Origin of the sequence: Pseudoalteromonas sp. S1650 (assembly GCF_005887195.1) — a bacterium.
GTDB lineage: Bacteria > Pseudomonadota > Gammaproteobacteria > Enterobacterales > Alteromonadaceae > Pseudoalteromonas > Pseudoalteromonas simplex.
In genome coordinates this window covers 134,427-158,823 of sequence record NZ_PNDF01000019.1, presented here as the reverse complement: position 1 = coordinate 158,823, position 24,397 = coordinate 134,427, and the positions used below count along the sequence as shown (strand labels likewise).

Here is a 24,397-nt window from a genome sequence, read left to right as displayed (position 1 = left end):
AGCGGCTAAGCCGCTTTTTTATGCTTGTTCATTGAGTTTTTTCAGCTTCAAAGCAAGTAACACCATCATTATGCCAAACACGATTGCATAGCTTGCTACTAGCCACAGGAGGGTGATTATGCCTGCGCCTGGGTTAAATATCAGGTAGCCACCAAAGATTATTGAAATAATACCGCTACCAATTAGCAGCCACTCATTACTGATCTCTTTACGTAGTTTACTCGCAATCAATATTTCAATTACACCGATAGCAATGGCCCATGCGGCAATAAAGTAGAGCATTAAGATAGCCGTTACGTTGGGAGCAAACAGGGTTACAAGTGCAGCAGCAATTGAAATCAAACCACCCACTAATAGCATCCACCAAAGTGGGTTTTCATTTTTTGAAGCAATAGCTAACCAAGTCCTAATGGCACCATCGACAAAAAAGTAAGCGGCGAAAATAAACATCAGAATCGCTAGTGAAGCTTCTGGGGCAAACCAACCACACAAGCCAAAAACGATGGCAATGGCGCCATGGATCATCAATGACGACCAATGAGGAATGAGTGAACTTGAAATCTGCATTATCGTTTTCCTTTGCTTTAGTCTCTATATAACTAACATCTCAGCGCTTACTTGCAAAGATTTTTAATTATTTTTTGTACAGTTACACAAACCATGCTCTAATTTAATTAGCTGAATATTTCAGCGATTTAATGTTTATCTAACAAGGAATAAAGCGTGAGCCGTTGTAATACCCAGTTTTCATTACAATTTAGTAAATTATTAGTGTGTTTTTTACTGTTGTTTAACGCGCCATTATGGGCAACAACCACACCAGAAGTGACCGTTAAATCCTTAATTGATAAAGACAGCAAGGAAGAACAAGTCGAACAAAAGCCCGTCAAACAAGAATCAGAAACCAATACACCTGCAACAGCTGAAAAAGCGCAGGAATCTCTCGAAGATGACTTACCCTATGATGCTTTTGACCGGATAACGCCACGTAGTTCAATGCAGGGTTACTTAAAAGCGGCTCGCGCTCGCGATTTTGAACTGGCCAGCCATTATCTTGATTATCGTAATCTACCTAAAGACGTTGAAGCATTAGGAAAAATTCAACTTGCTGAAAATTTATCAGTGGTACTGGATCGTACCTTATGGGTTGATGTTGATAACTTGAGTAATAAGCCTGAAGGTAAACAAAAAGAAAGTGTGCCTAGCTATCGTGATTTGGTGGGGGAAATCAGTACATCACAAGGTAAGGTACAAATTTTATTACAACTAGTACCTGATGATAAAACAGATAATCGGATCTGGAAAATATCAAATGCAACGGTAAGTCAAATACCGTTACTCACCAAAGAGTATGGTTATAACAAAGTAGGTGAATGGCTATATGATAACCTGCCAGACATCGAATTTTTGGGGGTGATGCTTTGGCAATGGATTTATTTTGCCTTCTCATTTGTGTTGTTTTTGCTAGTCGCGATAATCATTACTCGCTTAATCACATTTATCCTAGCACATTTGAAAGTACCTGTAGAAAATGACGTTATTGGTTTTATTAATGGGCCAATTAGCCTGTTACTTGCTGTGTTTATGGCGCGTTCATTGAACGACCAATCAAATGTCACTATTGCTGTAATGGCGCTATTCCATGGCGCAACTGTGTTATTAATTGCGTGGGGTTGGATTTGTTTACGTGCTGTGGATCTTGCCAAACACAGATTAAGCCAGCGTTTTATTAAACAAGATAAGCCACAAGCGATTTTCTTATTACGACCTATAAGCAATGTAGCAAAAACTCTGATTGTCATTTCATTGCTATTTATGTGGTTTGAAAATTTAGGCTTTAATGCTACTACCTTGTTAGCTGGCTTAGGCATTGGTGGGCTTGCTATTGCCCTTGCAGCGCAAAAAACTGTTGAGAATATCATTGCTGCAATCACCCTTTATATTTCTGCGCCGGTAAAAATAGGTAATCTATGTAAATTTGGCAGTCAGTTGGGGACTGTGGAAGAAATAGGCTTAAGAGCCACGCGTATCCGAACCCTTGACCGCTCTGTCATTTATGTAGCAAATGCTAAGTTTGTTGATATGCAGCTTGAGAACGTCTCTGAACGAGAGCGAATTTCTTATCGACCTAAACTGATGCTCAGTGCCAACACCAAGCAACAAAATCTTATGTCGTTTATGCAGGCCCTAAGAGAGTTATTAGAACAACATAAGCATATCGCCTTTGAACCGTGTCGGGTTCGCTTTAAAGGCTTTACGCCTTGGGCTTTACAAGTGGATGTACTAAGCTACGTAGAGACCGTCGACTTTGCATTTTATATGGAAGTAATCGAAGAATTAAATTTAGCAGTGTTAGGCTTATTAAATGAGCATGAATGCGAATTAGCTAACCCAGAATTCGCACGAGTTACCGATTAGTTACTGAAAAAGGAGCAAATGAAAGTGGCTCTCATTTGTACATAATGTCTACACATTGTTGTAATTAGATGCACAGGACATATGTCCGCTTTATTGAAAAATAATTGCATAAAATCTTCTAAATGCGCCGATGTTGCCGCTAATTGTTGTAAAAAATTTGTATATTTCTAACTTTTAATGCAGTAAAAGTGTCATAAAGTGTTATAATCGTCAGCGTTCGTTCAGCCTCTTCACTTCGTTTTGCACTCTCGATTTAGAGGTCCGCGCAGCTTATTACAAGGCGCGAAAAATTGGCCGAGCCCGTCAAATGAATTGACGCAACATCATCACCGTTGAATAAGAGTGCATAAAAAAGGTTAAAACCCGACATGAAAGCAATGAAAAGATCTACGTTAGCAACACTTATCAATGCAACGTTGTTCTCTGCCGTAGCAGGTACTTCATTTTCAACTCTTGCTGCAGACGAAGCGCCAGCAGCAAAAAACAACCAACTAGAAGTTATTCAAATCACCGCACGTAAACGTGTAGAAAATGCTCAGGAAGTACCTGTTGCTGTATCTGCATTACAAGGTGACAACTTAGACGCTTACAGCTCAGCTGGTATGGATATTCGTTTTATGAACGCGAAGATCCCAAGCTTATCAATCGAATCTTCGTTTGGTCGTTCTTTCCCACGCTTTTATGTTCGTGGTCTAGGTAACACTGACTTTGACCTAAATGCTTCTCAACCAGTTTCGTTAGTTGTAGACGAAGTTGTTCAAGAGAATGCAATCTTAAAAGGTTTCCCTGTATTTGACGTAGCACGTGTAGAAGTTCTACGTGGCCCACAAGGTACTTTATTTGGTCGTAACACACCGGCAGGCCTTGTTAAATTTGATACAGTTAAACCATCACAAGAATTTGAAGGCTATGGTTCAGTATCTTACGGTAGCCGTGGCGCAGTTGACTTTGAAGGTGCTGTTGGCGGTGGCTTAACAGACCGTTTATCAACGCGTGTTTCTGTACTTTGGCAAGAAAAAGACGATTATATTGATAATCGTGCACCAGGTTTTGAACAAGATGACGTTTTAGGTGGTTACACTGAAAAAGCGGCACGTATTCAGTTTTTATACGAAGGTGACGATTTCACAGGTCTTTTCAACTACCACGTTCGTGATATGGACGGTAAGCCAATCGCATTCCGTGGTAACGCTATTAAAGCGGGTACAAATGACTTAGTAGATAATTTTGAGCACGATGTGGTTTACCACGATGCGGCTTCTCGTGCGACACAGCAAGTTGAATCTCAAGGCGCAAGCTTAAAGCTTGAGTGGGATATCAATGATTTAACTCTTACGTCAATCTCTGCATGGGAAAGTGCTGAAATCTATTCTCGCGCTGACATCGACGGTGGTTACGGTGCAAGCTACTTACCAGATATGGGCCCTGGTTTTATCCCATTCTACTCTGAAAGTGCTGACGGCATTCCAGATCAAGACCAATATACGCAAGAACTTCGTTTATCTAGCAACTATGCTGGCGACGTAAACTTCCAAGTAGGTGTATTCTACTTTGACGAAGCGTTAACAATCGAAAACTTCAGCTACGATACATACGGTTCAACACCGGGTGAGTTAAACGGCTATGTTATCCAGCAGCAAGATACTAAAGCATGGGCGGTATTCGGTTCATTAGATTACACAATCACAGATGATTTAAAAATCACTGCAGGACTACGTTACTCAGATGACGAAAAAGAATTCTCTGCAAACCGTACTTTAAGCCCAGCAGGTGGCGGTGCGTTATTCCTAACAGAAAACCCAAGTGACGACCACGTTAGCTGGGATTTATCTGCTAACTACAAGATCAACGATGACGTAAACTGGTACGCGCGTGTTGCTAACAGCTTCCGTGCACCAAGTATCCAAGGTCGTATCTTATTCGGTGATGAAGTTACTGTTGCTGAGTCTGAAACTGTGACGTCATTCGAAACAGGTATCAAATCAGACGTACTTGACGGTCAAGGTCGTGTAAACGCAACTGTGTTCTACTACACAATGGATGACCAACAATTAACAGCTGTAGGCGGTGGTGCAAACTTCAACCGTTTAGTTAATGCTGATAAGACAACTGGTTACGGTTTTGAGTTAGACACTGAGTGGGTATTAACTGACAACCTAAATGCTACATTTAACTTAAGCTACAACAACACTGAGCTTAAAGATAAAGACTTAGCTGTTGACGTATGTGCGCAGTGTACTGTAACAAATTCATTAAACAGCGCAGGTCAAGCTGTTCTTGACGGTAACAGCTTACCGCACGCACCTGAGTGGATCTCTAACCTTACATTACGTTATAGCCGCGAAGTAGCTGATGGTGAATTCTTCACTTACGCTGACGTGTCTTACCGCAGTGAAATCAACTACTTCTTATACGAGTCAGTTGAGTTTGAAGGCAAGCCTTTAACTGAAGTTGGTTTACGTGCAGGCTATGCTTGGGCACAAGGCGACAACGAATATGAAGTATCAGCATTCGTTCGTAACATGTTCGACGAGCAACAATCAATCGGTGCTATCGACTTCAATAACAACACAGCAATGGTGAACGAAGAGCGTTACATCGGTGCTGAGTTCAAAGTAAGCTTCTTCTAAGCTGAAATAATAAGTCCTATTAAAACCCGCTGTATAGCGGGTTTTTTCGTTTATAATCGCGTTGGTAACTGCTAAAGTGGCAGGATTAATTAAAGAGAAAGAGAATAGCTATGGCTGGATTTTGGAACTACCGTGTCATTTTTTGTGAAGCAACAAAAGATGAAGCGGCACAATATCAAATTCATGAAGTTGAATATAACTTGAATGGTAAAGTGACTAACTGGTCAGAAACCGGTGCCGCACCATTTGGTAATACAGTCGAAGAACTTGAAGCAGATGCAGAACGTTTAAAAACAGCGTTTTCTAAGCCGATTTTAAAAGTGGTAAGAAAGCAACGTGGCTACGAGCTGGTTGATGTAGAAAACGGCGAGGAAGCGTTTGCTGAACCTCCTGCGGGCTTAACAGAATAATCATATTTAAAGGTGCCTATGGCACCTTTTTACTTTGAAGGAATGAGGATGACTTTAAAAGCAGTATTGTTTGATATGGATGGCACTTTAGTGGACTCTGAAAGTGTGCATTTTACTATTTGGAATGATTTATTAGCTCCTTTTGGTGTGCAGTATGATGAAGCTACTTTTTGTAAGCGCTTCTCAGGAAGACCAACATTTGAAGCCGCAAAGGAGGTTGTTGAAAGTTATGGGCTTAGTATCAATCCAGAGCAGTTAACGGATGATAAGTACGCGGCATTTGGCCGTTTTGTTAGTACTCATTTACCCGCCTATATGCCTTGCGCTAAAGAAGTGCTAGAGCAAGTAAAAGCCAGTGGTTTAAAAATGGCTTTAGTAACAGGCAGTGCAAAAAATGAAGCCTATCCTATTTTAAAAGGCTATGGCATTTTTGATTGGTTTGATTGTGTGGTTACCAAAGATGATGTTAACAATCCTAAACCTGCTGGTGACCCTTATCAACTAGCTCTTGATACGTTAAATATTACAGCTAATGAAGCCGTAGCAGTTGAAGATACTTATACCGGTGTCACCGCTGCGAGCAATGCCGGTGTTGCTGTGTTTGCTGTGCCGAATCATTTCACGTTAGAGCATGATTTTAGTAAAGCGGCAGGCGTGTTTGCTGATTTGAACGAATTCTTCAAATGGCTACAAACTAAACTATAATTAGCTGGCAATCACAAAACAGCTATTGTTAAGTGGTTATGATTAAGCAGGAATAGCCACTTTAAAACTTACAAATTTGCAAGGAAGCAATAATGGTTAAATTCACTCGTGCGCTTTTGTGCGCAATCACGTTATTTATAGGCTTTTTAGCCGAAGCGCAACAAGCTCCTTCAGTCCTTTTAGCAAACGTCTATCAAGCCGAAAAGGTGAATGTAAGCGACTATTTAGTTAGTGAAAAATATGATGGCATTCGAGCTATTTGGACTGGGAGTCAATTAGTAACCCGAAATGGTAACCCAATTTATGCACCCAAGTGGTTTACCGCGCCGCTGCCAGATGTTTGGCTTGATGGCGAGCTTTGGACTAAGCACCAAGATTTTGCCAATGTGAGCGGGATCGTTCGAAAAGTCATACCTGTAGAATCAGAATGGCAAACCGTCAATTACATGATATTTGATATGCCGGATGCGACAACGCCATTTAGTCAACGCTATGAAAACTACACAAGGTTAGTAAACCAGCTGCAAAGTAAGCATATTAAAGCCGTTGCGCAAATGCACTTTAATGATAACAAGCAACTTAGTTTGTTTATGGATGAACTAATCGCACAAGGTGCTGAGGGCGTCATGCTGCATCTAGCAGCTGCAAAGCATAGTGCAGGGCGTAGTGATGCATTGTTAAAGTTAAAGCCTTATTTTGACGCTGAAGCGGTTGTAATCGGTTATATCGCAGGAAAGGGTAAGTTTAAAAATATGCTTGGTGCACTTAAAGTGCGCAGCAGTGATGGGACCGAATTTAAAATTGGCTCGGGGTTTACCGATCAACAAAGATCATCACCCCCTGCGATAGGTAGTACTATTACCTACAAATATCATGGCTTTACTAAAAATGGCCTACCTCGTTTTGCAAGCTTTTTGCATGAAATGCCATAGCGTCATTCAAAAACGGCTGCGACTATGGTAAATTTCGCGGCCTTTTTATTGATGTATAGGTGTTAGAATGTTTGCAGGCTTTGATTACGGTAGCTCAAATTGTGCAATCGGTGTAATGAATAACGAGCAACAAGTCTCTTTAGTGCCGCTTGAGCAGGGCAAGCAATATTTACCCTCAACACTTTATACTCATCACAGTGCATTAGTTGTCGATTTTGTGACAAAACACCTTACGGGTAGTCCATTTGAGCACGATTTTAAAACTGAGCGACAAGCGCTTTTAAATACCATTCCTCGTATTAAATCTGACCTCGATATTCAAGCTGGTGATGAAACCTTATTTATAGGTCGCGAAGCAATTAGCGAGTATGTGCAATTTCCTGAAGAAGGTTACTTTGTAAAATCACCTAAGTCATTCTTTGGTGCAGTAGGCTTAAAGCAAGGGCAAATAAACTTCTTTGAAGACATTGCCACGGCGATGATTTTAAAAATTAAACAACGCGCCGAGCAATCTTTGCAAGACACATTAACAGAAACGGTCATTGGGCGACCGGTAAACTTTCAATCAGTCGGTGGTGAAGAGTCTAATCAACAAGCGCTCGGCATATTAGAGCGAGCAGCAAAACGCGCAGGCTTTAAAGAGGTCTCATTTTTATATGAGCCGTTAGCGGCGGGGATTGATTATGAAACCTCATTGCAGCAAGACCAAAAAGTGTTGGTAGTCGATATTGGCGGGGGGACTAGCGATTGCTCATTTGTACAAATGGGGCCGAGCTTTCGTGAAAAACAGTGCCGTGACAATGACTTTTTAGCTCACAGTGGTAAGCGTGTGGGTGGAAATGATTTAGATATTGCGCTGAGCTTTCATGGTTTAATGCCATTACTAGGTTTAGGCACTGAGTTTAAATCGGGACTTCCACTGCCGAATCAACCGTTTTGGCAAGCTTGTAAAATCAATGATGTAAATCTGCAAAGTCAGTTTTATAGCGATGCCCATCATCGTGAGTTACTGACTCAACTTCGTGAAGTCAAAGAGCCTGCGCTTTTTAAACGCTTAATTCAATTGCAGCAAAATAAGCAAGGTCATCAATTAGTGCAGCAAGGCGAGGCGGCAAAAATTGCGCTCTCGTCAGCGAATGAATTTACTACAGATTTACGCTTCTTAGATTCAGACTTAACGCAGTGCTTAACGCTAAAAGATCTCGCTTTAGCCGTTGATGATTCGATAAGCCAGATAGTAAGCCTAGCTAAACAAGCGATTCAAGAAGCAGGCACAACGCCTGATGTTATTTACCTAACGGGCGGTAGTGCACAATCACCGCTTATCAAGGCTGCGTTAAAAGCCCATTTAGGTGATATTGCAATGCTGAACGGCGATCACTTTGGTAGTGTGACTGCAGGTTTAACTAAGTGGGCGCACAAGCTTTATAGCTAATAGCCCCCACTTTGATATATCGACTTATAGAACTAAAGAGTCACTTGGCGCGTTGCGAGGTATTTTTCGTAATCTGGCAACGTGCGGCACAACTCAGTTTCCATCATAGGTGAGCTTAATAGCATATCGGCACTGACTTCATTACAGGCAACAGGAATATTCCAAACCGCAGCTAAACGCAGTAATGCTTTTACATCTGGGTCGTGTGGCTGCGATGCAAGTGGATCCCAGAAAAACACCAGCATGTGCACTTCATGTTCAGCAATTTTAGCACCGAGTTGTTGATCGCCACCCATAGGGCCGCTTAGCAGCTTAATCACTTCAAGCCCTGTTGTACGTTCGATTAAATGACCGGTTGTACCCGTACCGTACAGCGTGTGCTTACTTAAAATGGCTTGGTGTTTTTCACACCACGCCTGAAGAGCTGCTTTTTTGCCATCATGGGCTACGAGGGCAATATTCTTTTTGGCTGGTAAGGCTTGTTGTTTTTGTTCCATAAGTGCTCTTATATCAATAGGTTAATTGCTAATGCAATAAACACCAGTCCTGTGATCCGATCAATCCAAATTTGGGTTTGTGGGTGCTCACGAAAATAACTGGCTATCTTATCGCCGAAATAAATATACGTGCAGTCGATCGGAAAAGCAAAAAGCGGGTAGAGTAAGCCAAAAAAAGCGAGCTGAAAGGTCGTTGAAGATAAGCTCGGATCGACGAACTGCGGAATAAACGCAATAAAGAATAAGGCGACTTTAGGATTGAGTACCTCGGTCATCATTGCTTGAAACATCACATTTTGCTTTTTACTGGTACTTACATGGGGTTTTTCGTCGCAGTCTGGCTCAGGCTGTGTGAAGGTGTCCTTTAACGTCATTACGCCCAAATAGCACAGGTACGCCGCACCTAAATACTGCACCGTGGTATAAGCAACAGTCGACGCTTTTAAGATTGCTGTTAAACCCACCACCGCAAAAAAAGTATGCACCACACCACCTAAGGCAAAACCAAAGGCACTTTGCATTCCCGCTTTACGGCCATTGGCAAAGGTTTGTGCCATTAAAAAAGCATTAGAAGGGCCGGGGGCTACGGCAATTAAAAAGCTGGCGCCTAAAAACGACAGTAGAAATTCTGGATTGATCATCGGCACAAAGATAAAAAGCTAGGTAGTTGATTTTAACAAGCTTCTAGAAAAAGAAAAAGCGGGCAATCAATGCCCGCTAATTTGGGTTGGGGAAAGTATTAGAACGTCACAGTGCTGTTGTTTGAACAAACAGTTGTGCTTTGTGCTTCACATACTTGATAAGTGTAAGTGCCACCACCTTTTGTTGTGATAGTGTCAGTATAACTGTTAGTGTTTGCCACTGAGCCTACTTTGCTACCATTACGGTAAACATCTACAGTGCTTGTAGCAGCGCCACTCCAGCTTAAATCAATGTATTTAGTGCCTTTTGACTTGTAACCTGAAGTAGAAAGACTAATATCATCACCACCTGGTGTTGTGCCACCGCCATTATCGCCACCACCTGCACAGCCATTGGCTGTTAGGTATGCATCTGCGTCAGCTGCTTTAACAATACCGTGACCGAAGTAAACATCGTGACCAGAAGCACCTTGATCTTCTGCCGTTGCTTTTAGTGCATCACGGATTTCTGTACCCGTACACTCTGGGTGATTTGACCATACTAGCGCTGCGATACCTGAAACAGCAGGCGTTGCCATTGATGTACCGCTCATGAAACCATAATCACTAGTACCAATTGCGATATCAATAGTTGTGCTTGAAAGAAGAGCTGAACGGTCTTCAAGTGCCGCACCGACAGCTGGAATTGTTGTATCGTTAGTTTCGCCTAGTGTAGCGTATAACATGCCTGCTTCGTTATTGATGATAACAGCCCCGATACCGCCTGAGTTCTCGCAGTTATTTACCTTGTCATAGAACGAGATATTGCCGCGGTCAATCATACAAATTTTGCCCGCTGCGCCAGCATCTACGCTTTCAGCAGTACCCATGTAATACGCCGTGCCTGATGCATTGCCTGAGTTTTCCATTGATGAAGTAGCAAAGCCTGCGCCATCAGCTGCTAAGCTAGCTGACGTTGCCATACCTGCAGGGTAAGTAGAAAGTGTATCAACACCACCTGCTGTTACTTCAACACAGATAGTTTCATCTGTAGTAGCGCGTTTACCGCGGCCAGATGTACAGCTAGGGAACTGCGAAAAATCTGCAATTTGGTTGTCCGCATCATTTGCACCAACCATCATTACTGATGGATAGCCTGCAGGGTACGAGCGCACGCTGTTACCATCGTTACCCGCAGCAGCAACGACTAAACCGCCAGCACTTGTGAAATTAGCAAATGCGTTAGACTCGGTGCTATTTGAACCACCGCCACCAAGGCTCATGCTGATGATATTTGCACCTGCTTGAGAACATAAATCTGCTGCGTGTGCTAAGTCTGAAGAGTAACCCCAGCCTTCAGCGTTGAATACTTTGATGATGTGCATTGCCACACCGGGTGCCATACCAACCACACCAACATTGTTGTCTGCTGCACCAATTGTGCCAGCTACGTGAGTACCATGTGGGCCACCATTGTCGTACCAGTTACCTGTGCCACTGTCATTATCACCTGTGATGTTACCCCATACAAAATCAGGGTTTGTAGCATCTAAACCAGAGTCAATTACACATACTTTCATGCCAGCATTTGCATCGAAGGTAACTTGATCAGCTTGTGATTGGTAAACTGCGTAAGGCGTTAATTGCTGCTGCATTGCATTACCAGCGTCATCGTTATAAAGCGCCATTGGTACACGCTTTTGGTCTTCTTCAACCAGTTTGATGTGAGGGTTGTTTAGTAAGCCTTTTACACTTGCAAGGTCATGACCTGTAAATTGCGCTGCAATAAAGCCATTACCATCAACTTTAATATCACCACCAAGCTTTTTAGCGAGGGCTTTAACTACGCCTTTTTTATTGTTGTCGACTTGGATGATGTAACGATCATTTGCTGCGTTTGCAGTTCCTGCTGCACATAGTCCACTGATGATCAGTGCTAATGCTAATTTATTCTTTTTCATAATTCGTGTCCCAAACCTGTTTTTGAGTTAACCAAATGTTAACACGAGTAAACAATAGTTTAATGGGGCAGTAGGTACAAGAAAAATAATCCACAAAACTGGAACAAATTATTCTAGAAAGATGCTTTTTATAACGGTAGGAAATAACAGGATGTCTAAACGGGTAAATAGAATATAACGATTCTCATTTACCCGATATAACTAAAAGTATGATAAAACTTTTTATGACAAATGCTTATGTTTGAACAATAAATAGGTAAATGGGATGAGCATTAAAAAGTGCACGCCAATTAATACTGGTGTAGTCAAATTTAATAATTGCGTTATAAACACTAATAAACTTGCGCCACTCATTTGCATTAAGCCTATAAGTGCTGAAGCCGTACCTGCTTGTTTAGGGAACAAACTTAATGCACGGCCTGCTGATGAGCCAAGTGTCAGTGCAAAACCAAACGCTGCAATAAACATCGGAAACATCAACGCAAGCGCAGTACGTTGTTGGCTAAAGGCTAACATTAAGGCTCCTGCGATTACAAGCAGCAGGAGTCCTGCTTTTAACGCGCGCTTTGGTTGACGTTTGATGTACAGTGGCATTATAAAGCTTGCAACAATGCTCAATACCGCATTACAGGTAAACCAGAAAGTAAAGTCGGTAACGCTGCCACCTAATTCAGTAATAAGCCAGCCAGGTGCTAGCGTAACGAAGACTAAAATAGCCGACATAGTTACCAAGCAAATTAAGCTATGAAATAGAAACAATGGCGTGCTGATAATTGGCATAAAACGGCGTAAGTCAAGAATATGACCACTATATACACTATCTGCAGGGCGGGTTTCTTTATACATTAACAAGGTTATGCATAAACCAATGAGTGCAAATACAGCCATGAATAAAAAGTTCATGCGCCAGCCAAACTGTACTGTGAGCCAAGCGCCTAAAATTGGCGCGAGGGCAGGGATAAAGCAAACGATACCATTAAGATAAGTAATAATTTGGCCGCTGCGTTCACTACCAAATCGATCTCTTACAATGGCAAACGCTACTACAAATGTGGCACAGGCCCCCAAACCTTGCAGTGCTCTTGCAATCATCAGGCTAGTAAAATCAGGTGCTAAATACGCGCCAAACGCCGCTAAACCATAAATTGTCACACCGGTGATTGCCACAGGCTTACGACCAAACTTATCTGCTAATGGCCCTGCAATGAGCTGTCCAAGCCCGACGGTAAGCATAAAAATAGCGACGGTTTGCTGAATTTGCTTTTCTGAAGCGCTGAATTGTTCTGCAATAGTCGGAAATGCGGGTAAGTAAATATCTATTGCTAACGGGCTAAAGATAACCAGAAGGCCAAGAATAAATAGTAAGCTGAGGTTTTTGTGCTGGCGTGACTGCATTCGCTCTCCTTTAAAACGGTATTTTATGTGCCCCTAAAGGAAAAGAAAAGCGTTCACTTGGCTAAAAGTGTAATACATACGTAATCATTAAAACTGCTTACAAAAAATTTCCATTTCGCTATCTGGTCTGATGTGTTAGTTTTTTATCTTACATCATAAAAATAATGGATAAACATCGTGAGCTCACCATCATCATTATTAAAAATTTGGACTAAGTGTCAGTCATTGCCGAAAGGTAACTGGTTGTTTAGTAAAGCCGTGTGCTTTAAAGCACCTTACTTTGGGTCTATAAAGCCATTGATCACAAATTTGACTGCTGGGCATTGCAGTGCAACTGTTAAAAATCGCCGCGCGATCCATAATCACATTGGTACCATCCATGCAATTGCACAGTGCAATGTGGCAGAGCTATGCGCAGGTTTAATGGTTGATGCAACTGTGCCGGCAAAAACGCATCGCTGGATCCCAAAAGGCATGACAGTGAACTACTTAGCAAAAATTGATACAGACATGCGTGCTGTTGCCCAGATAGAAGTGCCGAGTGAGTGGCTAGAAAAGCTGGATTTGCTAGTGCCCGTTAAGGTTTACAATAGCCGCGATGAACTTGTCTTCACCGCGGATATCACTATGTATGTAACCGCCAAAAAACGTTAAGACTTATCAGCGGCTTGTTTGTTTACAAACGACAAGTCGTTGTCATCATCAGCCAATATTGAATTACTCGTTTGTTCTTCAGGCTTAATAGGCGCCACATTATCTTCTTCATGACGATGTTTTAAGCTGCCTTCAATGATAGCTCCGGCTTCAATACTTAAAGTGTCGTGAAATACATCACCATGGACTTCAGCAGTACTTTCAATTGTCACTTTGTTGGCAATGAGTGAACCAATGATTTTACCTTTTACGACCACACTGTCTGCTTCGATAACACCTTCAATCATACCTGTGTGACCAATCACTAAGTGTTTAACATGTAAGTCGCCTTCGATACGACCATCAAGTTGAACCTCACCTTGGCTGGTAAGGCTACCTGTTAAGCGTACGTCTTCAGAAATAATAGAAGGAGTATGGTTGGTTCTTTTTAATGATGAGCCAGACGAACTAGCTGTTGATTGTTTTTTTTTACCGAACACGAGAAAGCGCCTTTGTTATTTTAACTGGATTGACATGTTTGCCATTCACTAAAACTTCGTAATGTAGGTGGGTACTGGTACTACGGCCAGTACTACCCATTAAACCGATGACATCATCTTTAGTTACTGTTTGGCCTTTTTTAACCTTAATTTTATTAAGGTGGCCGAAGCGAGTAACGAAGCCATTTTTGTGTTGTAGTTCGATAAAGTTGCCATAGCCGCCATTACGACCTGCACGAAGTACGGTGCCATCGGCTGGAGCAAAAATTTCGGTTTTATGCCAACCGGCTAAATCAACACCTTTATGAAAAGCCCGGCGGCCATTCATTGGGTCTTTGCGTAAGCCAAAACTGCTAGAAATATAGTAGTCAGCAGCAGGGAGTGTTTGTGGTAACTCACTCAGCAAGTTTTCTAGGTTGTTTAACGCTAGTAAGTTGTCGGCAATTGCTAGAAATTCAGCAGGTATTCTTGATTCGTCAAACAAGTCTAACGGGCCACCCTGGGCTGTGTCTGATCTTTCAAGTATTGAGGTATTGGCTAGACTGCTATCAAGACCAGCCCCTTCGAGCATGGCAACAATTTCTTGATGGCGTAATTTGATTTGTTCATCTAGCACTACGAAACTACGATTATAAGCCGCATCAAGACGTGCTAAACGCTCAGTCATACTTTCTAAGTGTTTTACTTGTTTTGGTTGCTGCTCATCTTCTAAAGGAGCATGAAAATCTTCAGCATTTTCTTTAATCGGTAAAAGTAGAGGTTCAGCATCGTTTGGCAAGGTGGGTTTGTTCATCGATTCTGGTAGTGATTCAATCATGCTTTGCAATAGCGCTTGTTTTTGCTCAAGAATTGCTAGTTGCTCTAATTGTTTTTCATAGGCAGCTTGCTGTTGAAAGTGCTGCTTTTTCCACTCTTGCTGCTTGGTAACCTGTTTTTGCTCAATGCTGGTTATCTTGTCTGCTTGTGAAATGATTTGAAGTGTTGAGATACTAAGCCAAGCAATGGCTATTAAAATAACCATTAAGGTCGTCAATTGTAGCCAAGGCGCTAATACCAAGTGTTTTACTTCGCCATTTTGACGGATCAACAGCTGTCGAGCTGGAAAAAACGTGCGATAAAAAGACTTAAGTTTAACTAACATGGCGTACAAAATTTAACTAATAACCGAGTTAAGATAGCAACCTCAGTTAAAAAAGCCAGCAAAAAATTGTAACTCAGCTGAAAAAGCACAAAAAAAAGGGCAAAAAATGCCCTTAATACTTGTTCTGGAAATAAAAATAGTGAGTTACTTTTATTTAGCAGGTAGCACGGTTCCTTCAACTGAACCAAAACCAATTCGTGCAAAACCGTCTTTTTCGCACCAACCACGCATGATTACGTTGTCGCCGTCTTCTAAGAAAGCACGTTGCTCACCATTAGCAAGGGTGATCTTTTCTTTACCACCGCGAGAAAGCTCTAATAATGAACCTGCTTCTTCGTGCTCAGGGCCTGATTGCGTACCCGAACCTAACATATCGCCTGGTTGAAAGTTACAGCCATTTACAGTGTGGTGAGTCACCATTTGCGCAACTGTCCAGTAAGAGTGCTTGAAGCTTGATTTAGATACTTGTGTTGGTGCTTCGCCGGCTGCACGCATCTTTTCAGTTTCGATTTGTACATCCATTTTGATATCAAATGCACCAAACTCACGGTTATGAGCTGACTCTAAATAATCCATTGGTTGTGGATCGTTTTCGTCACGTGTCCAGTTTGTTCTAAATGGTGCCAGTGCTTCTGTCGTAACAATCCAAGGTGATACAGTCGAAGCGAAGTTTTTCGCAAGGAATGGACCAAGCGGCTGGTATTCCCACGCTTGTAAATCACGTGCAGACCAGTCATTAAATACACAGAATCCAAATACGTGGTTTTCAGCATTTTCAATGGCAATTGCATCGCCTAATTCATTACCTTTACCAAGGTAAATACCTAACTCAAGTTCGTAGTCAAGGCGTTTACAAGGGCCGAATGAAGGGACTTCTGCATCTGGCGCTTTAGTTTGACCATTAGGGCGGTGGAACGTTTGACCAGATACATCAATTGACGATGAACGGCCGTGATAACCAATTGGTACCCATTTGTAGTTAGGTAGAAGTGGGTTATCAGGGCGGAATAGACTACCTACCGCTGTTGCGTGGTAAATAGAGGTATAAAAGTCAGTGTAATCACCAATACGGCACGGTAGTGCAAATTCGATGTCAGCTTGAGCGATAAGCGCTTCGCTTAATTGCGCTTGCTCACTGGCACCTTCACGAAGTGCTTTTGATAACGCTAGACGCAGTGCAGACCAATACTGCTGACCAAGACCCATAAATTCATTTAATGTAGCTTGGCTTGCAGCTTTAACGGCAATCTGTGCATCACCAGAGAATAAACCAAGTTCATTTACTTTTGCTAAGTCGATAACTTGATCACCAATAGCTACAGCGCCACGGAACGCTTCATCTGAATTTTTACGACGTACTTCTGCAAAAGGAAGGTTTTGAATTGGGAAGTCACAGTTCGCTTCGTTAGCAGATGCAACCCAGCTTTTTAGATTAATATCGTGGGTTTCGTTAATTAGGCTCATACTCTTTCCTTATTGGTTCGCGCTGATTTATTAGTTATCTATATGGAGGCAATCAACGCAATTTAAACAGTTAGTTTAAAACAGAATTTAAAACGACAAAAAGCAGCGTGTTAAACGCTGCTTTTTATTCATTATGATGATTTAGATTACACCACGACGCTCTTGATCACGCTCGATTGACTCGAAAAGGGCTTGGAAGTTACCTTCACCAAAACCGCCGTCATCTACACGTTGGATCATCTCGATGAAGATAGGACCAAATAGGTTCTTCGAGAAAATTTGCAGTAGATAACAGTTTTCGCTTTGGCTATCTACTAGGATCTGATGCTTACGGATCTTCTCTTTATCTTCTTTAACCCAAGGCACACGGTCAAAAATGGTGTCGTAGTACTCTGGGATGATATCTAGAGTCGCAATCGTTGATTGGTCAAGCTTATCAAGTGAACTTACTAGGTCATTCGTTAGGAATGCTAAATGCTGTACACCTGGACCATTGTACTCATTTAAGTACTCATCGATTTGGTTGTTGTTGTTATCTTTACCTTCATTGATTGGAATCGAGAAAGTGCCACACGGCGATTTTAGTGCGTAAGATAATAACGCTGTTTTTTGACCTTTAATGTCAAAGTAACGAACTTCAGTAAAACCAAATACGTCTTTATAGAAGTTAGCCCATGTTTCCATCGTGCCTTTATAAACGTTATTGGTTAAATGGTCGATACGGATGAAGCCTTTGTCTTCAACAATGTTTTGCTCGCTTAAATCTTCAAAATCTGACTCATAGATAGAACCTTTGTCGCCAAATTGCTCGATGAAATAAATTAAGCTGTCGCCGATACCGTAAATAGCAGGGTATGGTAAGTTTTTGTGAGTTGAGTCTGTCGCAGGTTTTGCACCGCGCTCAACAGCAACCTCGAATGCTTTTTGTGCATTCTCTACACGCCAACCCATAGAACAGATTGCCGGGCCGTGGCTTTTAGCAAATTCAGTAGAGAAACCTTCACGCTCATTGTTTAGTAAGAAATGAATGTCATGCTGGTTATAGTAAACGATGTCTTTACCTTTGAATTTTTTTAGCTTTGAAAAGCCAAAATCAGTAAACACTTTGTCCATGTAATCTGCATCAGGTGTTGCGTATTCAGTGAATTCAATGCCCATTAGGCCTAACGGATTATTTACTTCGCTCATTGTCATTACTCCCGCAATTATAAGCACTGCGCTAAAAAGAATTATTGTTATGTAATGAGCGGATGATTAACCAGAAATTCAATTTGGGGAAGATCACAGCGTTATTTAGCCAAAGTCCCTTTTGTAAATTTAATGAGACAATGGTTTTAATTTCATCATGTGAAGTGAAAATAGTAAAAATAAAGATCAAAAAGAGTAAATAAAGCGCCGTTAATAAATATTTAATGAACTGATATTTATAAGCTTTTTTGTATTTTATTCGTTTTGTTTTCGCCAAATAAAGTTAGAGTGAATGTATCGAATTGTTTACAAAGTTAGTGGTTGTCAATTTCAGTGAATATTTAAATAGGGAAGTCGAAAGTACGAAATGATATCGAGTGTAGTTAACTAGTAAAGATCTAACGGCGGGAAGTACGTAGCCCCACAGCATAAACTGTGGGGCTTAAGGTTACTGTTTGTCAGCAGTAATCTCTAATTCTTCTTCGAGAATTTCTAACTCATCCTGAGAGGTATCAGCATCATGCATCCAATCAACAAGTTTGTCTGCCAACAGCCATAAACAAATACCTGCGATGAAAGCCATAATTGCTACACCACCAAAGGTGTTTAGAGGGCCACTTTCACCTACAAGCTGACCAATTGATGCTGCTGCGTAGTTGCCTAAACCAGAGAATAGGAACCACATACCCATCAATAGTGAGGTAAACTTCAGCGGAGCGAGCTTAGATACCATTGATAATCCAATTGGTGATAGACATAGCTCACCCATTGTGTGGAATACGTATGCCATAACTAACCAGATTACATGCGCTTTTGTATTTGCATCATCACCAATTTGTAAGGCTGCACCTACCATAGACACGAAGCCTAGCCCTAGGAATAACATACCAAGAGCAAATTTACGCGGAGAGTCAGGCTCCTTATCTCCCATGCGGATCCATACACTTGCGAAAATTGGGGCTAAAATAATAATGAAGATAGGGTTAACAGCTTGCAACCAACTTGCTGGCATTTCCCAACCAAAGAAAACAAGGTCAGTTTTATACTTTGCAAATAAATTCATTGAACCTGCAGCTTGCTCAAAGCCAGCCCAGAATACAATAGTGAAAAAGCTCATGATTAATATAACTTTAACGCGATCACGCTCTTCAGAAGTTAAAGGTTTGTTTGCAGCCTGTGCGTCATCACCTTGTTTAGCTGATGGAACTTTACCGATATCGGCAAGATATTTATTAGATAATGCTAACTGTAAAATTACACCAATTAACATACCAACACCTGCGGTTAAGAAGCCGTATTGATAGTCAAACTTTTCACCAATTGAGCCTACAACGAAATAACCTAAAATCGAACCAAGGTTAATACCCATATAGAAAATTGTGAATGCACCGTCACGACGCTTATCAGTTTCAGTATAGAGGTCACCAACCATTGTTGAGATGTTTGGCTTAAAGAAACCATTACCAACAATTAGTAATGCTAAACCAAGGTATAAAAACTCTTTTTCTAGACCTTCGATCATACCGTGAGGTGTACCAAGTGCAAATTGGCCTAAAGCCATCACAACACCACCAAATATAATAGCTTTACGTTGGCCAGATACATTATCAGCAAACCAGCCACCGATAACTGGTGTTACGTAAACTAACATTGCATAGAGGCCTAAAATACTCAATGCATTAGAGTTTAATGCTTTTTGGTAAGCTTCATCAGCACCTGCAGATAATGGGTCAATACCAAAGTAGGCCATATCCCAGCCCATAGCAGCTGCAGTTGCGATTGTTGATAAATAAAGCACGAAAATACCGCGCATACCGTAGTAGCTCATACGTTCCCACATTTCTGTAACGAACAGTAAGAAGAGCCCTTTCGGGTGACCCATAAAGTCACCAGCTTTTGGTAGAGAACTCATGAATTATACTTCCTAATTTTAATTGTCGTTGGCCTTATATTATTGCTTTGCTCATTGGTTAATTAATATTGATGAATGAGTGGCCATGTTTTTTTGATGCAGCTAAGATAATGGTTTGTTGCTCAAGTTATGAACTTAAGGGTATAGGACACACCCTTATCCTAGCTACAAGTGCGCTACAGTATACATAGACCTCTTGGTCAGGGGAAGATCTTGCGGTAGGTACACCATTTGTTGCGTTAACTTAACCTTACTAAATACAACCAATTTAAGATTACTTGATACTTGTCAGTAATACTTAGCAATTCATTTTAAGTTTATGTGATGAGTTATTTTTGTTTGGGTAGGTGTAATTCATTGCAATGAAAGCGGATCTTTTGGCATCTGGATAGCTGAGCAAGTACTTTAAATTGTCCAAAATTGTTTACAATAGACTATTCAGCCGCTAGTAGTTAGCGTATTATTCTCATACTATAGGTTCCCGTTTTTTGAGGATGTAATGCGTTTAGATATCCACTGTGCTGACCGAATCGGTATCGCACAAGAGATTCTCAATATCTTAGTAAGTTATCAGGTTGACTTAAAAGGTATTGAAGTAGATTCGGTTAATTGTCGTATGTATGTCAGTTTTCCTCCTATTGAATTTGAGCAATTTCAAAAGATCATGCCTTCTATTCGCTTAATTGACGGCGTGATGGATGTTCGCACAACTGCATTTCTACCTTCTGAGCGAGAGCATAATGAATTAAATACATTACTGCGAGCATTGCCTGATGGTGTAATATCTATTGATGCTAAAGGCTGGGTGCGATTATGCAATGATGCAGCTTGTCGCGATTTACAGCTATCTGAAAATGAAGTTATAGGCGCTAATATTAATAACTTGCTGAAAGGCTTTAACTTTACTCGCTGGTTAGAGGGTAAAGAGGTGCTTGGTCAAACAACGCGTGTAGAAGTTGCTGGCGAAGATTTTATTGCTGATATTCTTCCTATTTCAGTTCCACAAGGTGCTGAAGGGGATGTGTTAGCAGGCGCCGTTATTAACATTAAATCGCAAAGTCGACTTGGTCAGCAAGTGAGTGCCTTTCGTCGATATGGCCAAGAAAGTTTTGCGACAATCCATAATTTTAGCACTGCAATGCGTCGTGTTGTTCGTGAAGCTCGCAAAATGGCACAGCTTGAAGCGCCAATTTTGATAACTGGTGAAACGGGGACCGGTAAAGAATTACTTGCACGGGCTTGTCATTATGCATCTAACCGTTCAGTAAAACCCTTTATTGCCTTATCGTGTGCATCGTTACCTGATGACGTGGCTGAGTCAGAGTTGTTTGGTTATGCGGGCTATGAAGAAAACGCGGCACCAAAACGTGGCGTTTTGGAGCAAGCCGATGGTGGTACGGTGTTTTTAGATGAAGTTGGTGAAATGTCGACTCAATTGCAAACTAAGTTGCTGCGATTTTTACAAGATGGCACATTTCGCAAAGTCGGTGATGAAAACGAAGTAAAAGTGAATGTACGTATTGTTGCTGCAACGCAAAAAGACTTACCGGCCATGGTGCAAGAGGGGACATTTAGAGAAGATCTTTATTACCGGATTAATGTTTTGACCTTAGAAATTGCGCCATTACGTGACAGAAAAGCTGATATTGGCCCGTTAGCAGAACATTTTATTCAAAAGTATGCCCAACAAAATGGTCATTCTGTGCCTGTGATGTCTGAAGATTGTTTACGCTTTTTACAAGATTATCCGTGGCCGGGTAACGTACGCCAATTAGAAAATGCGATTTACCGTGCGGTGTCGTTGTTAGATGATAACGAACTGCGTATTGAACATTTGCAGTTACCAACCTTTACTCATGATTTAGGTTATCTTGAGTCTGACTTTGAAGGAACTTTAGATCAAGCGGTAAAACGCTTTGAAGCGACCTTACTTCGTAAGCTCTATCCGGCTTATCCTAGCTCTCGACAGCTTGCTAAGCGATTAGGTTTGAGCCACACCGCAGTGGCAAACAAACTTCGAGATTATGGCATTAACCGTAAGACAGTGAAGGTTTAAAAGTAACCCCCCACAATAATCGTTAATTAAGCAAAAAGCTTGGGTGAAAAGCCAAGCTTTTTGCTACTGTTTGGTACCCATATCCTTGGTGACACCATCAATGGCAATATTTTTGATACCGTCATTGTCAAATTTGATAACAATACTTATGTTATTGCGGGCAAAAAAGTAATCTCGGTTATCTAGGCTTATAACATAATCGCCTTTGACTGAGTCGCTAAATTTGCGCTTTTCGAGTTTTAAGGAGTGATCTGCTATTTGCCAATTGAAGCCTTCAATAAAGCCATTATTAAACTCTTGTACCCAAACTTGTTGTTCGTCTTTACTCAGTGTAATCGCAACGGAGTATGACTCAGGCAAAGACATGTCATAGCTTTTATCACCAATAGTGAATTTTTCGGCAGTTTGTTGCCAAGCAAAACCAAATTTAAAATCTTTTTCCACACCCGTTGGGTATTTTAAAGTACCGTTACCTGGAAAGTTGAAGTCAGCATATGCTGAGCCGGTAAATAAACTTGCAGAAAATAGAGTTACCAAACTGAATAGTTTCATTAGGCTTATCTGTTTTTATAATAATATATGCACAGATTAGAGCAGAATATTCGCCTTAGCAATATGCTGTGATACACTTTGTGAATTATCAACTGGTTAGACCTTTTATTGTGAATCTATATTTTCGACTAATATTATTGTTTTTTAAAATCAAACGTAATCGTGACTATCAAGGTTTACTCGACACGATAGATATTGAATTCAGAGCACTGCCGACTGATTGCGATATTAACTTGCACCTGACTAATTCCCGTTATTTAGCAATGATGGATTTGGCGCGCACTTGGATGACAGAAAGAGTAGGGTTGCTTCAACATATTATGAAACGTCGTTGGTTCCCGATCGTTAATGCGACTGCAATTACCTATATTCGCGATATTAAACCAATGCAAAAATACACTGTTAGTACGCGTTTAGTTGGCTGGGACCATAAATACTTTTACATCGAACAAAAGTTTCACTCTGAGCGTGGATTGCATGCGATTGCCTATGTACGAGGGGTATTTAAACGTAAGAAAGGTGTTGTGAGCGTTGAAGAAATGCTTGAAGTTGCTGGGTTTGAAGGTGTAGCTCCTATCTTGCCAACAGAAGTAATGCACTGGAAAGAAATGTTAGAGCAAAAGAAACTCACAAATAAGTGATACCCAAGATAAATAAAAAAATGCCAGCTAAGCTGGCATTTTTATGGTTTTAAACACAGTTTACTCTGCAGCGCAAACTGCTTCACTAACAAATGTTAAGTCATTAACATGCGAAGGACCATCCATTACAAACGTTGCTTCTGCAGTGTTTTGGTCAAGTGAGTAGATTTTAGCATTTTCACCACTTTCGCGGCCTGAAACATAAATTGTACCATCATCTGCAATCGCAATACCTGATGCCCAATTTACACCATGCTCACCAACAAGTGTCAATTCTAAGCTACCTTCATCTAGCGTATAAAGTGCTTTACCTGTTAACACGTAAAGTACGTTAAAGTCATTTGAGTAAGCAATATCACCATCTGAGAAAGTATCACCAGGGTAAGATAGTTTACCAAGAACTGTCTTATCACCTGTTTCTAAATCAAAGTCGTACATATATGTCTTACTTGTTGCACGAAGAGCAAGACCATCAGCGGTGACTGTTGAGCGGTAAATAGGGAATGAAGTCGCATCAACTACTTCCGCTTGTTGGTTAGTTGCTAAATCTAAGCTGTAAATTTTAGATGCTTTGCTGCTCTTATCTAGTTGCTCCATGAAATAAAGCACACCGTCTTTACTTGCAATATTTGAAGCTGTGTTATTTAGGCCTGCAACAATAGTGACAGAGCTTGAAACTGGGTTGAAATGATAAACATAGCCCTCAGTTTCTGAACCGAAGTTATTAATACCATATAGACCTGTTTCAACTGCACAAGGTTCTGGAATTTCTGTTAGAGAAACATTATCAAGAAATGCGCCTAAAGAGTCTGATTTACCAGCACCAGCAAAGCTCAATACTGAACTAGTATCGTTTGCTTCTACAGTAAAGCTATATTTAGTCCAGCCTTTTGTGCTGCTATTAATGGTCGCTAATTCATTACCATTCCATAAAACTTTGGCAGCGTTTGTTGTCGCATTACCTTCAACACGCGCAGAGTAATAAAAAGTAAGTTCGTACTTTTTACCCGCTGAAGTAGCTACGCTCTGTGAAATTGAATAGTTAGCAGTTGAGTCTAGTTCAAGAAGTTGATTACCATCTTGAGCTGGAACAATACCTAATTTGTTAGTTTGTAACTCAAATTTAGCATTGTTACTACGGCTCCAGTTATCGATATTACTGAATAACTGCCATTGTCCACCATGGCCAGTTACAGTGTTATTTTCAAATGACCCGTTTTCAACTAGGTTTGTGCTTGCCATTGCCATACCAGATGCGATAGCTAAAGGTAACACTGCTAATTTAGAAACTAAGCTTTTCATGACAG

At 41.1% G+C, this 24,397-nt stretch carries 21 protein-coding genes; 9 read left to right on the top strand and 12 right to left on the bottom strand.

What is annotated here, in order from left to right; genetic code table 11:
* Nucleotides 1–18: 18 nt before the first annotated feature.
* Nucleotides 19–567, bottom strand: a complete 549-nt coding sequence (locus CWB80_RS06115; protein WP_054551794.1) for an HdeD family acid-resistance protein — start codon at nucleotides 565–567, stop codon at nucleotides 19–21.
* A gap of 156 nt (nucleotides 568–723) precedes the next feature.
* Between CWB80_RS06115 and CWB80_RS06110 the strand changes: the two genes are divergently transcribed.
* The 6 genes from CWB80_RS06110 to yegD all read left to right on the top strand — a co-directional run bounded on the left by CWB80_RS06110 (nucleotide 724) and on the right by yegD (nucleotide 8,530).
* Nucleotides 724–2,418, top strand: a complete 1,695-nt coding sequence (locus CWB80_RS06110) for a mechanosensitive ion channel family protein (RefSeq protein ID WP_249362531.1) — start codon at nucleotides 724–726, stop codon at nucleotides 2,416–2,418.
* A gap of 368 nt (nucleotides 2,419–2,786) precedes the next feature.
* Entirely contained in the window at nucleotides 2,787–5,048 is a 2,262-nt protein-coding gene (locus tag CWB80_RS06105) for a TonB-dependent receptor (RefSeq protein WP_054551792.1), read from the top strand.
* Nucleotides 5,049–5,158: 110 nt separating this feature from the next.
* Entirely contained in the window at nucleotides 5,159–5,458 is a 300-nt protein-coding gene (locus CWB80_RS06100; RefSeq protein WP_138601431.1) for a hypothetical protein, read from the top strand.
* 48 nt (nucleotides 5,459–5,506) lie between these two features.
* Entirely contained in the window at nucleotides 5,507–6,163 is a 657-nt protein-coding gene (locus CWB80_RS06095; RefSeq protein WP_138601434.1) for an HAD family hydrolase, read from the top strand.
* Nucleotides 6,164–6,255: 92 nt separating this feature from the next.
* On the top strand, nucleotides 6,256–7,095 hold the full coding sequence (locus CWB80_RS06090; RefSeq protein WP_138601437.1) for a DNA ligase: 840 nt from the start codon (nucleotides 6,256–6,258) through the stop codon (nucleotides 7,093–7,095).
* Nucleotides 7,096–7,162: 67 nt separating this feature from the next.
* Nucleotides 7,163–8,530, top strand: a complete 1,368-nt coding sequence (gene yegD / locus CWB80_RS06085) for a molecular chaperone (protein WP_138601440.1) — start codon at nucleotides 7,163–7,165, stop codon at nucleotides 8,528–8,530.
* A 32-nt stretch (nucleotides 8,531–8,562) separates the two neighbouring features.
* Here yegD and CWB80_RS06080 read toward each other — a convergent pair whose 3' ends face one another.
* The 4 genes from CWB80_RS06080 to CWB80_RS06065 form a co-directional block, all read right to left on the bottom strand.
* A complete protein-coding gene (locus tag CWB80_RS06080) occupies nucleotides 8,563–9,027 on the bottom strand; it encodes a methylglyoxal synthase (RefSeq protein ID WP_063700272.1) in 465 nt (154 codons plus the stop codon).
* 8 nt (nucleotides 9,028–9,035) lie between these two features.
* A complete protein-coding gene (locus CWB80_RS06075; RefSeq protein ID WP_138601443.1) occupies nucleotides 9,036–9,668 on the bottom strand; it encodes a LysE family translocator in 633 nt (210 codons plus the stop codon).
* 98 nt (nucleotides 9,669–9,766) lie between these two features.
* Nucleotides 9,767–11,608, bottom strand: coding sequence for a S8 family serine peptidase (locus CWB80_RS06070; RefSeq protein ID WP_138601446.1), 1,842 nt, complete (start codon nucleotides 11,606–11,608; stop codon nucleotides 9,767–9,769).
* 222 nt (nucleotides 11,609–11,830) lie between these two features.
* On the bottom strand, nucleotides 11,831–13,003 hold the full coding sequence (locus CWB80_RS06065; protein ID WP_138601449.1) for a multidrug effflux MFS transporter: 1,173 nt from the start codon (nucleotides 13,001–13,003) through the stop codon (nucleotides 11,831–11,833).
* Nucleotides 13,004–13,180: 177 nt separating this feature from the next.
* Between CWB80_RS06065 and CWB80_RS06060 the strand changes: the two genes are divergently transcribed.
* Nucleotides 13,181–13,657, top strand: a complete 477-nt coding sequence (locus CWB80_RS06060; RefSeq protein WP_138601452.1) for a hotdog fold domain-containing protein — start codon at nucleotides 13,181–13,183, stop codon at nucleotides 13,655–13,657.
* Here the strand turns inward: CWB80_RS06060 and CWB80_RS06055 are convergent.
* The 5 genes from CWB80_RS06055 to CWB80_RS06035 form a co-directional block, all read right to left on the bottom strand.
* Nucleotides 13,654–14,136 (bottom strand): bactofilin family protein, encoded by a 483-nt coding sequence (locus tag CWB80_RS06055; protein WP_138601455.1) that lies wholly within the window; start codon nucleotides 14,134–14,136, stop codon nucleotides 13,654–13,656. The two genes, CWB80_RS06060 and CWB80_RS06055, sit on opposite strands and share 4 nt — an antisense overlap.
* Nucleotides 14,126–15,277, bottom strand: a complete 1,152-nt coding sequence (locus CWB80_RS06050; RefSeq protein WP_138601458.1) for a M23 family metallopeptidase — start codon at nucleotides 15,275–15,277, stop codon at nucleotides 14,126–14,128. The genes CWB80_RS06055 and CWB80_RS06050 overlap by 11 nt, the downstream gene beginning before the upstream one ends.
* Before the next feature lie 150 nt (nucleotides 15,278–15,427).
* Nucleotides 15,428–16,741 carry a fumarylacetoacetase gene (gene fahA, locus CWB80_RS06045; protein WP_054551781.1) on the bottom strand — a complete coding sequence of 438 codons (1,314 nt, stop codon included), beginning with the start codon at nucleotides 16,739–16,741 and terminating at the stop codon, nucleotides 15,428–15,430.
* A 141-nt stretch (nucleotides 16,742–16,882) separates the two neighbouring features.
* A complete protein-coding gene (hppD, locus tag CWB80_RS06040) occupies nucleotides 16,883–17,929 on the bottom strand; it encodes a 4-hydroxyphenylpyruvate dioxygenase (protein ID WP_138601462.1) in 1,047 nt (348 codons plus the stop codon).
* A gap of 448 nt (nucleotides 17,930–18,377) precedes the next feature.
* The gene (locus tag CWB80_RS06035) at nucleotides 18,378–19,841 is read right to left on the bottom strand and encodes a peptide MFS transporter (protein ID WP_054551779.1); all 1,464 of its coding nucleotides are present in this window, start codon (nucleotides 19,839–19,841) and stop codon (nucleotides 18,378–18,380) included.
* Nucleotides 19,842–20,340: 499 nt separating this feature from the next.
* Here CWB80_RS06035 and tyrR point away from each other — a divergent pair, with 499 nt between their 5' ends.
* On the top strand, nucleotides 20,341–21,897 hold the full coding sequence (tyrR, locus tag CWB80_RS06030; RefSeq protein WP_138601465.1) for a transcriptional regulator TyrR: 1,557 nt from the start codon (nucleotides 20,341–20,343) through the stop codon (nucleotides 21,895–21,897).
* 63 nt (nucleotides 21,898–21,960) lie between these two features.
* Here the strand turns inward: tyrR and CWB80_RS06025 are convergent, their stop codons facing one another.
* Nucleotides 21,961–22,449, bottom strand: a complete 489-nt coding sequence (locus tag CWB80_RS06025; protein ID WP_054551777.1) for a hypothetical protein — start codon at nucleotides 22,447–22,449, stop codon at nucleotides 21,961–21,963.
* A 110-nt stretch (nucleotides 22,450–22,559) separates the two neighbouring features.
* On the opposite strand from CWB80_RS06025, the gene CWB80_RS06020 reads away from it, so the two are divergent.
* Entirely contained in the window at nucleotides 22,560–23,090 is a 531-nt protein-coding gene (locus CWB80_RS06020; RefSeq protein ID WP_138601468.1) for a thioesterase family protein, read from the top strand.
* Nucleotides 23,091–23,150: 60 nt separating this feature from the next.
* Here the strand turns inward: CWB80_RS06020 and CWB80_RS06015 are convergent, their stop codons facing one another.
* Complete coding sequence (locus CWB80_RS06015) at nucleotides 23,151–24,392, bottom strand: DUF642 domain-containing protein (RefSeq protein WP_054551960.1); 1,242 nt, start codon at nucleotides 24,390–24,392, stop codon at nucleotides 23,151–23,153.
* Between the last annotated feature and the right edge of the window lie 5 nt (nucleotides 24,393–24,397).

Excerpts from the sequence above, each read along its gene's own strand:
- CWB80_RS06095 (WP_138601434.1), top strand. The coding sequence starts at position 5,507 with ATGACTTTAAAAGCAGTATTGTTTGATATGGATGGCACTTTAGTGGAC.
- hppD (WP_138601462.1), bottom strand. The coding sequence starts at position 17,929 with ATGAGCGAAGTAAATAATCCGTTAGGCCTAATGGGCATTGAATTCACT.
- CWB80_RS06090 (WP_138601437.1), top strand. The coding sequence starts at position 6,256 with ATGGTTAAATTCACTCGTGCGCTTTTGTGCGCAATCACGTTATTTATA.
- CWB80_RS06015 (WP_054551960.1), bottom strand. The coding sequence starts at position 24,392 with ATGAAAAGCTTAGTTTCTAAATTAGCAGTGTTACCTTTAGCTATCGCA.
- CWB80_RS06105 (WP_054551792.1), top strand. The coding sequence starts at position 2,787 with ATGAAAGCAATGAAAAGATCTACGTTAGCAACACTTATCAATGCAACG.
- CWB80_RS06075 (WP_138601443.1), bottom strand. The coding sequence starts at position 9,668 with ATGATCAATCCAGAATTTCTACTGTCGTTTTTAGGCGCCAGCTTTTTA.
- CWB80_RS06115 (WP_054551794.1), bottom strand. The coding sequence starts at position 567 with ATGCAGATTTCAAGTTCACTCATTCCTCATTGGTCGTCATTGATGATC.
- fahA (WP_054551781.1), bottom strand. The coding sequence starts at position 16,741 with ATGAGCCTAATTAACGAAACCCACGATATTAATCTAAAAAGCTGGGTT.
- CWB80_RS06100 (WP_138601431.1), top strand. The coding sequence starts at position 5,159 with ATGGCTGGATTTTGGAACTACCGTGTCATTTTTTGTGAAGCAACAAAA.
- CWB80_RS06035 (WP_054551779.1), bottom strand. The coding sequence starts at position 19,841 with ATGAGTTCTCTACCAAAAGCTGGTGACTTTATGGGTCACCCGAAAGGG.
- tyrR (WP_138601465.1), top strand. The coding sequence starts at position 20,341 with ATGCGTTTAGATATCCACTGTGCTGACCGAATCGGTATCGCACAAGAG.
- CWB80_RS06070 (WP_138601446.1), bottom strand. The coding sequence starts at position 11,608 with ATGAAAAAGAATAAATTAGCATTAGCACTGATCATCAGTGGACTATGT.
- CWB80_RS06050 (WP_138601458.1), bottom strand. The coding sequence starts at position 15,277 with ATGTTAGTTAAACTTAAGTCTTTTTATCGCACGTTTTTTCCAGCTCGA.
- CWB80_RS06025 (WP_054551777.1), bottom strand. The coding sequence starts at position 22,449 with ATGAAACTATTCAGTTTGGTAACTCTATTTTCTGCAAGTTTATTTACC.
- CWB80_RS06080 (WP_063700272.1), bottom strand. The coding sequence starts at position 9,027 with ATGGAACAAAAACAACAAGCCTTACCAGCCAAAAAGAATATTGCCCTC.
- CWB80_RS06065 (WP_138601449.1), bottom strand. The coding sequence starts at position 13,003 with ATGCAGTCACGCCAGCACAAAAACCTCAGCTTACTATTTATTCTTGGC.
- yegD (WP_138601440.1), top strand. The coding sequence starts at position 7,163 with ATGTTTGCAGGCTTTGATTACGGTAGCTCAAATTGTGCAATCGGTGTA.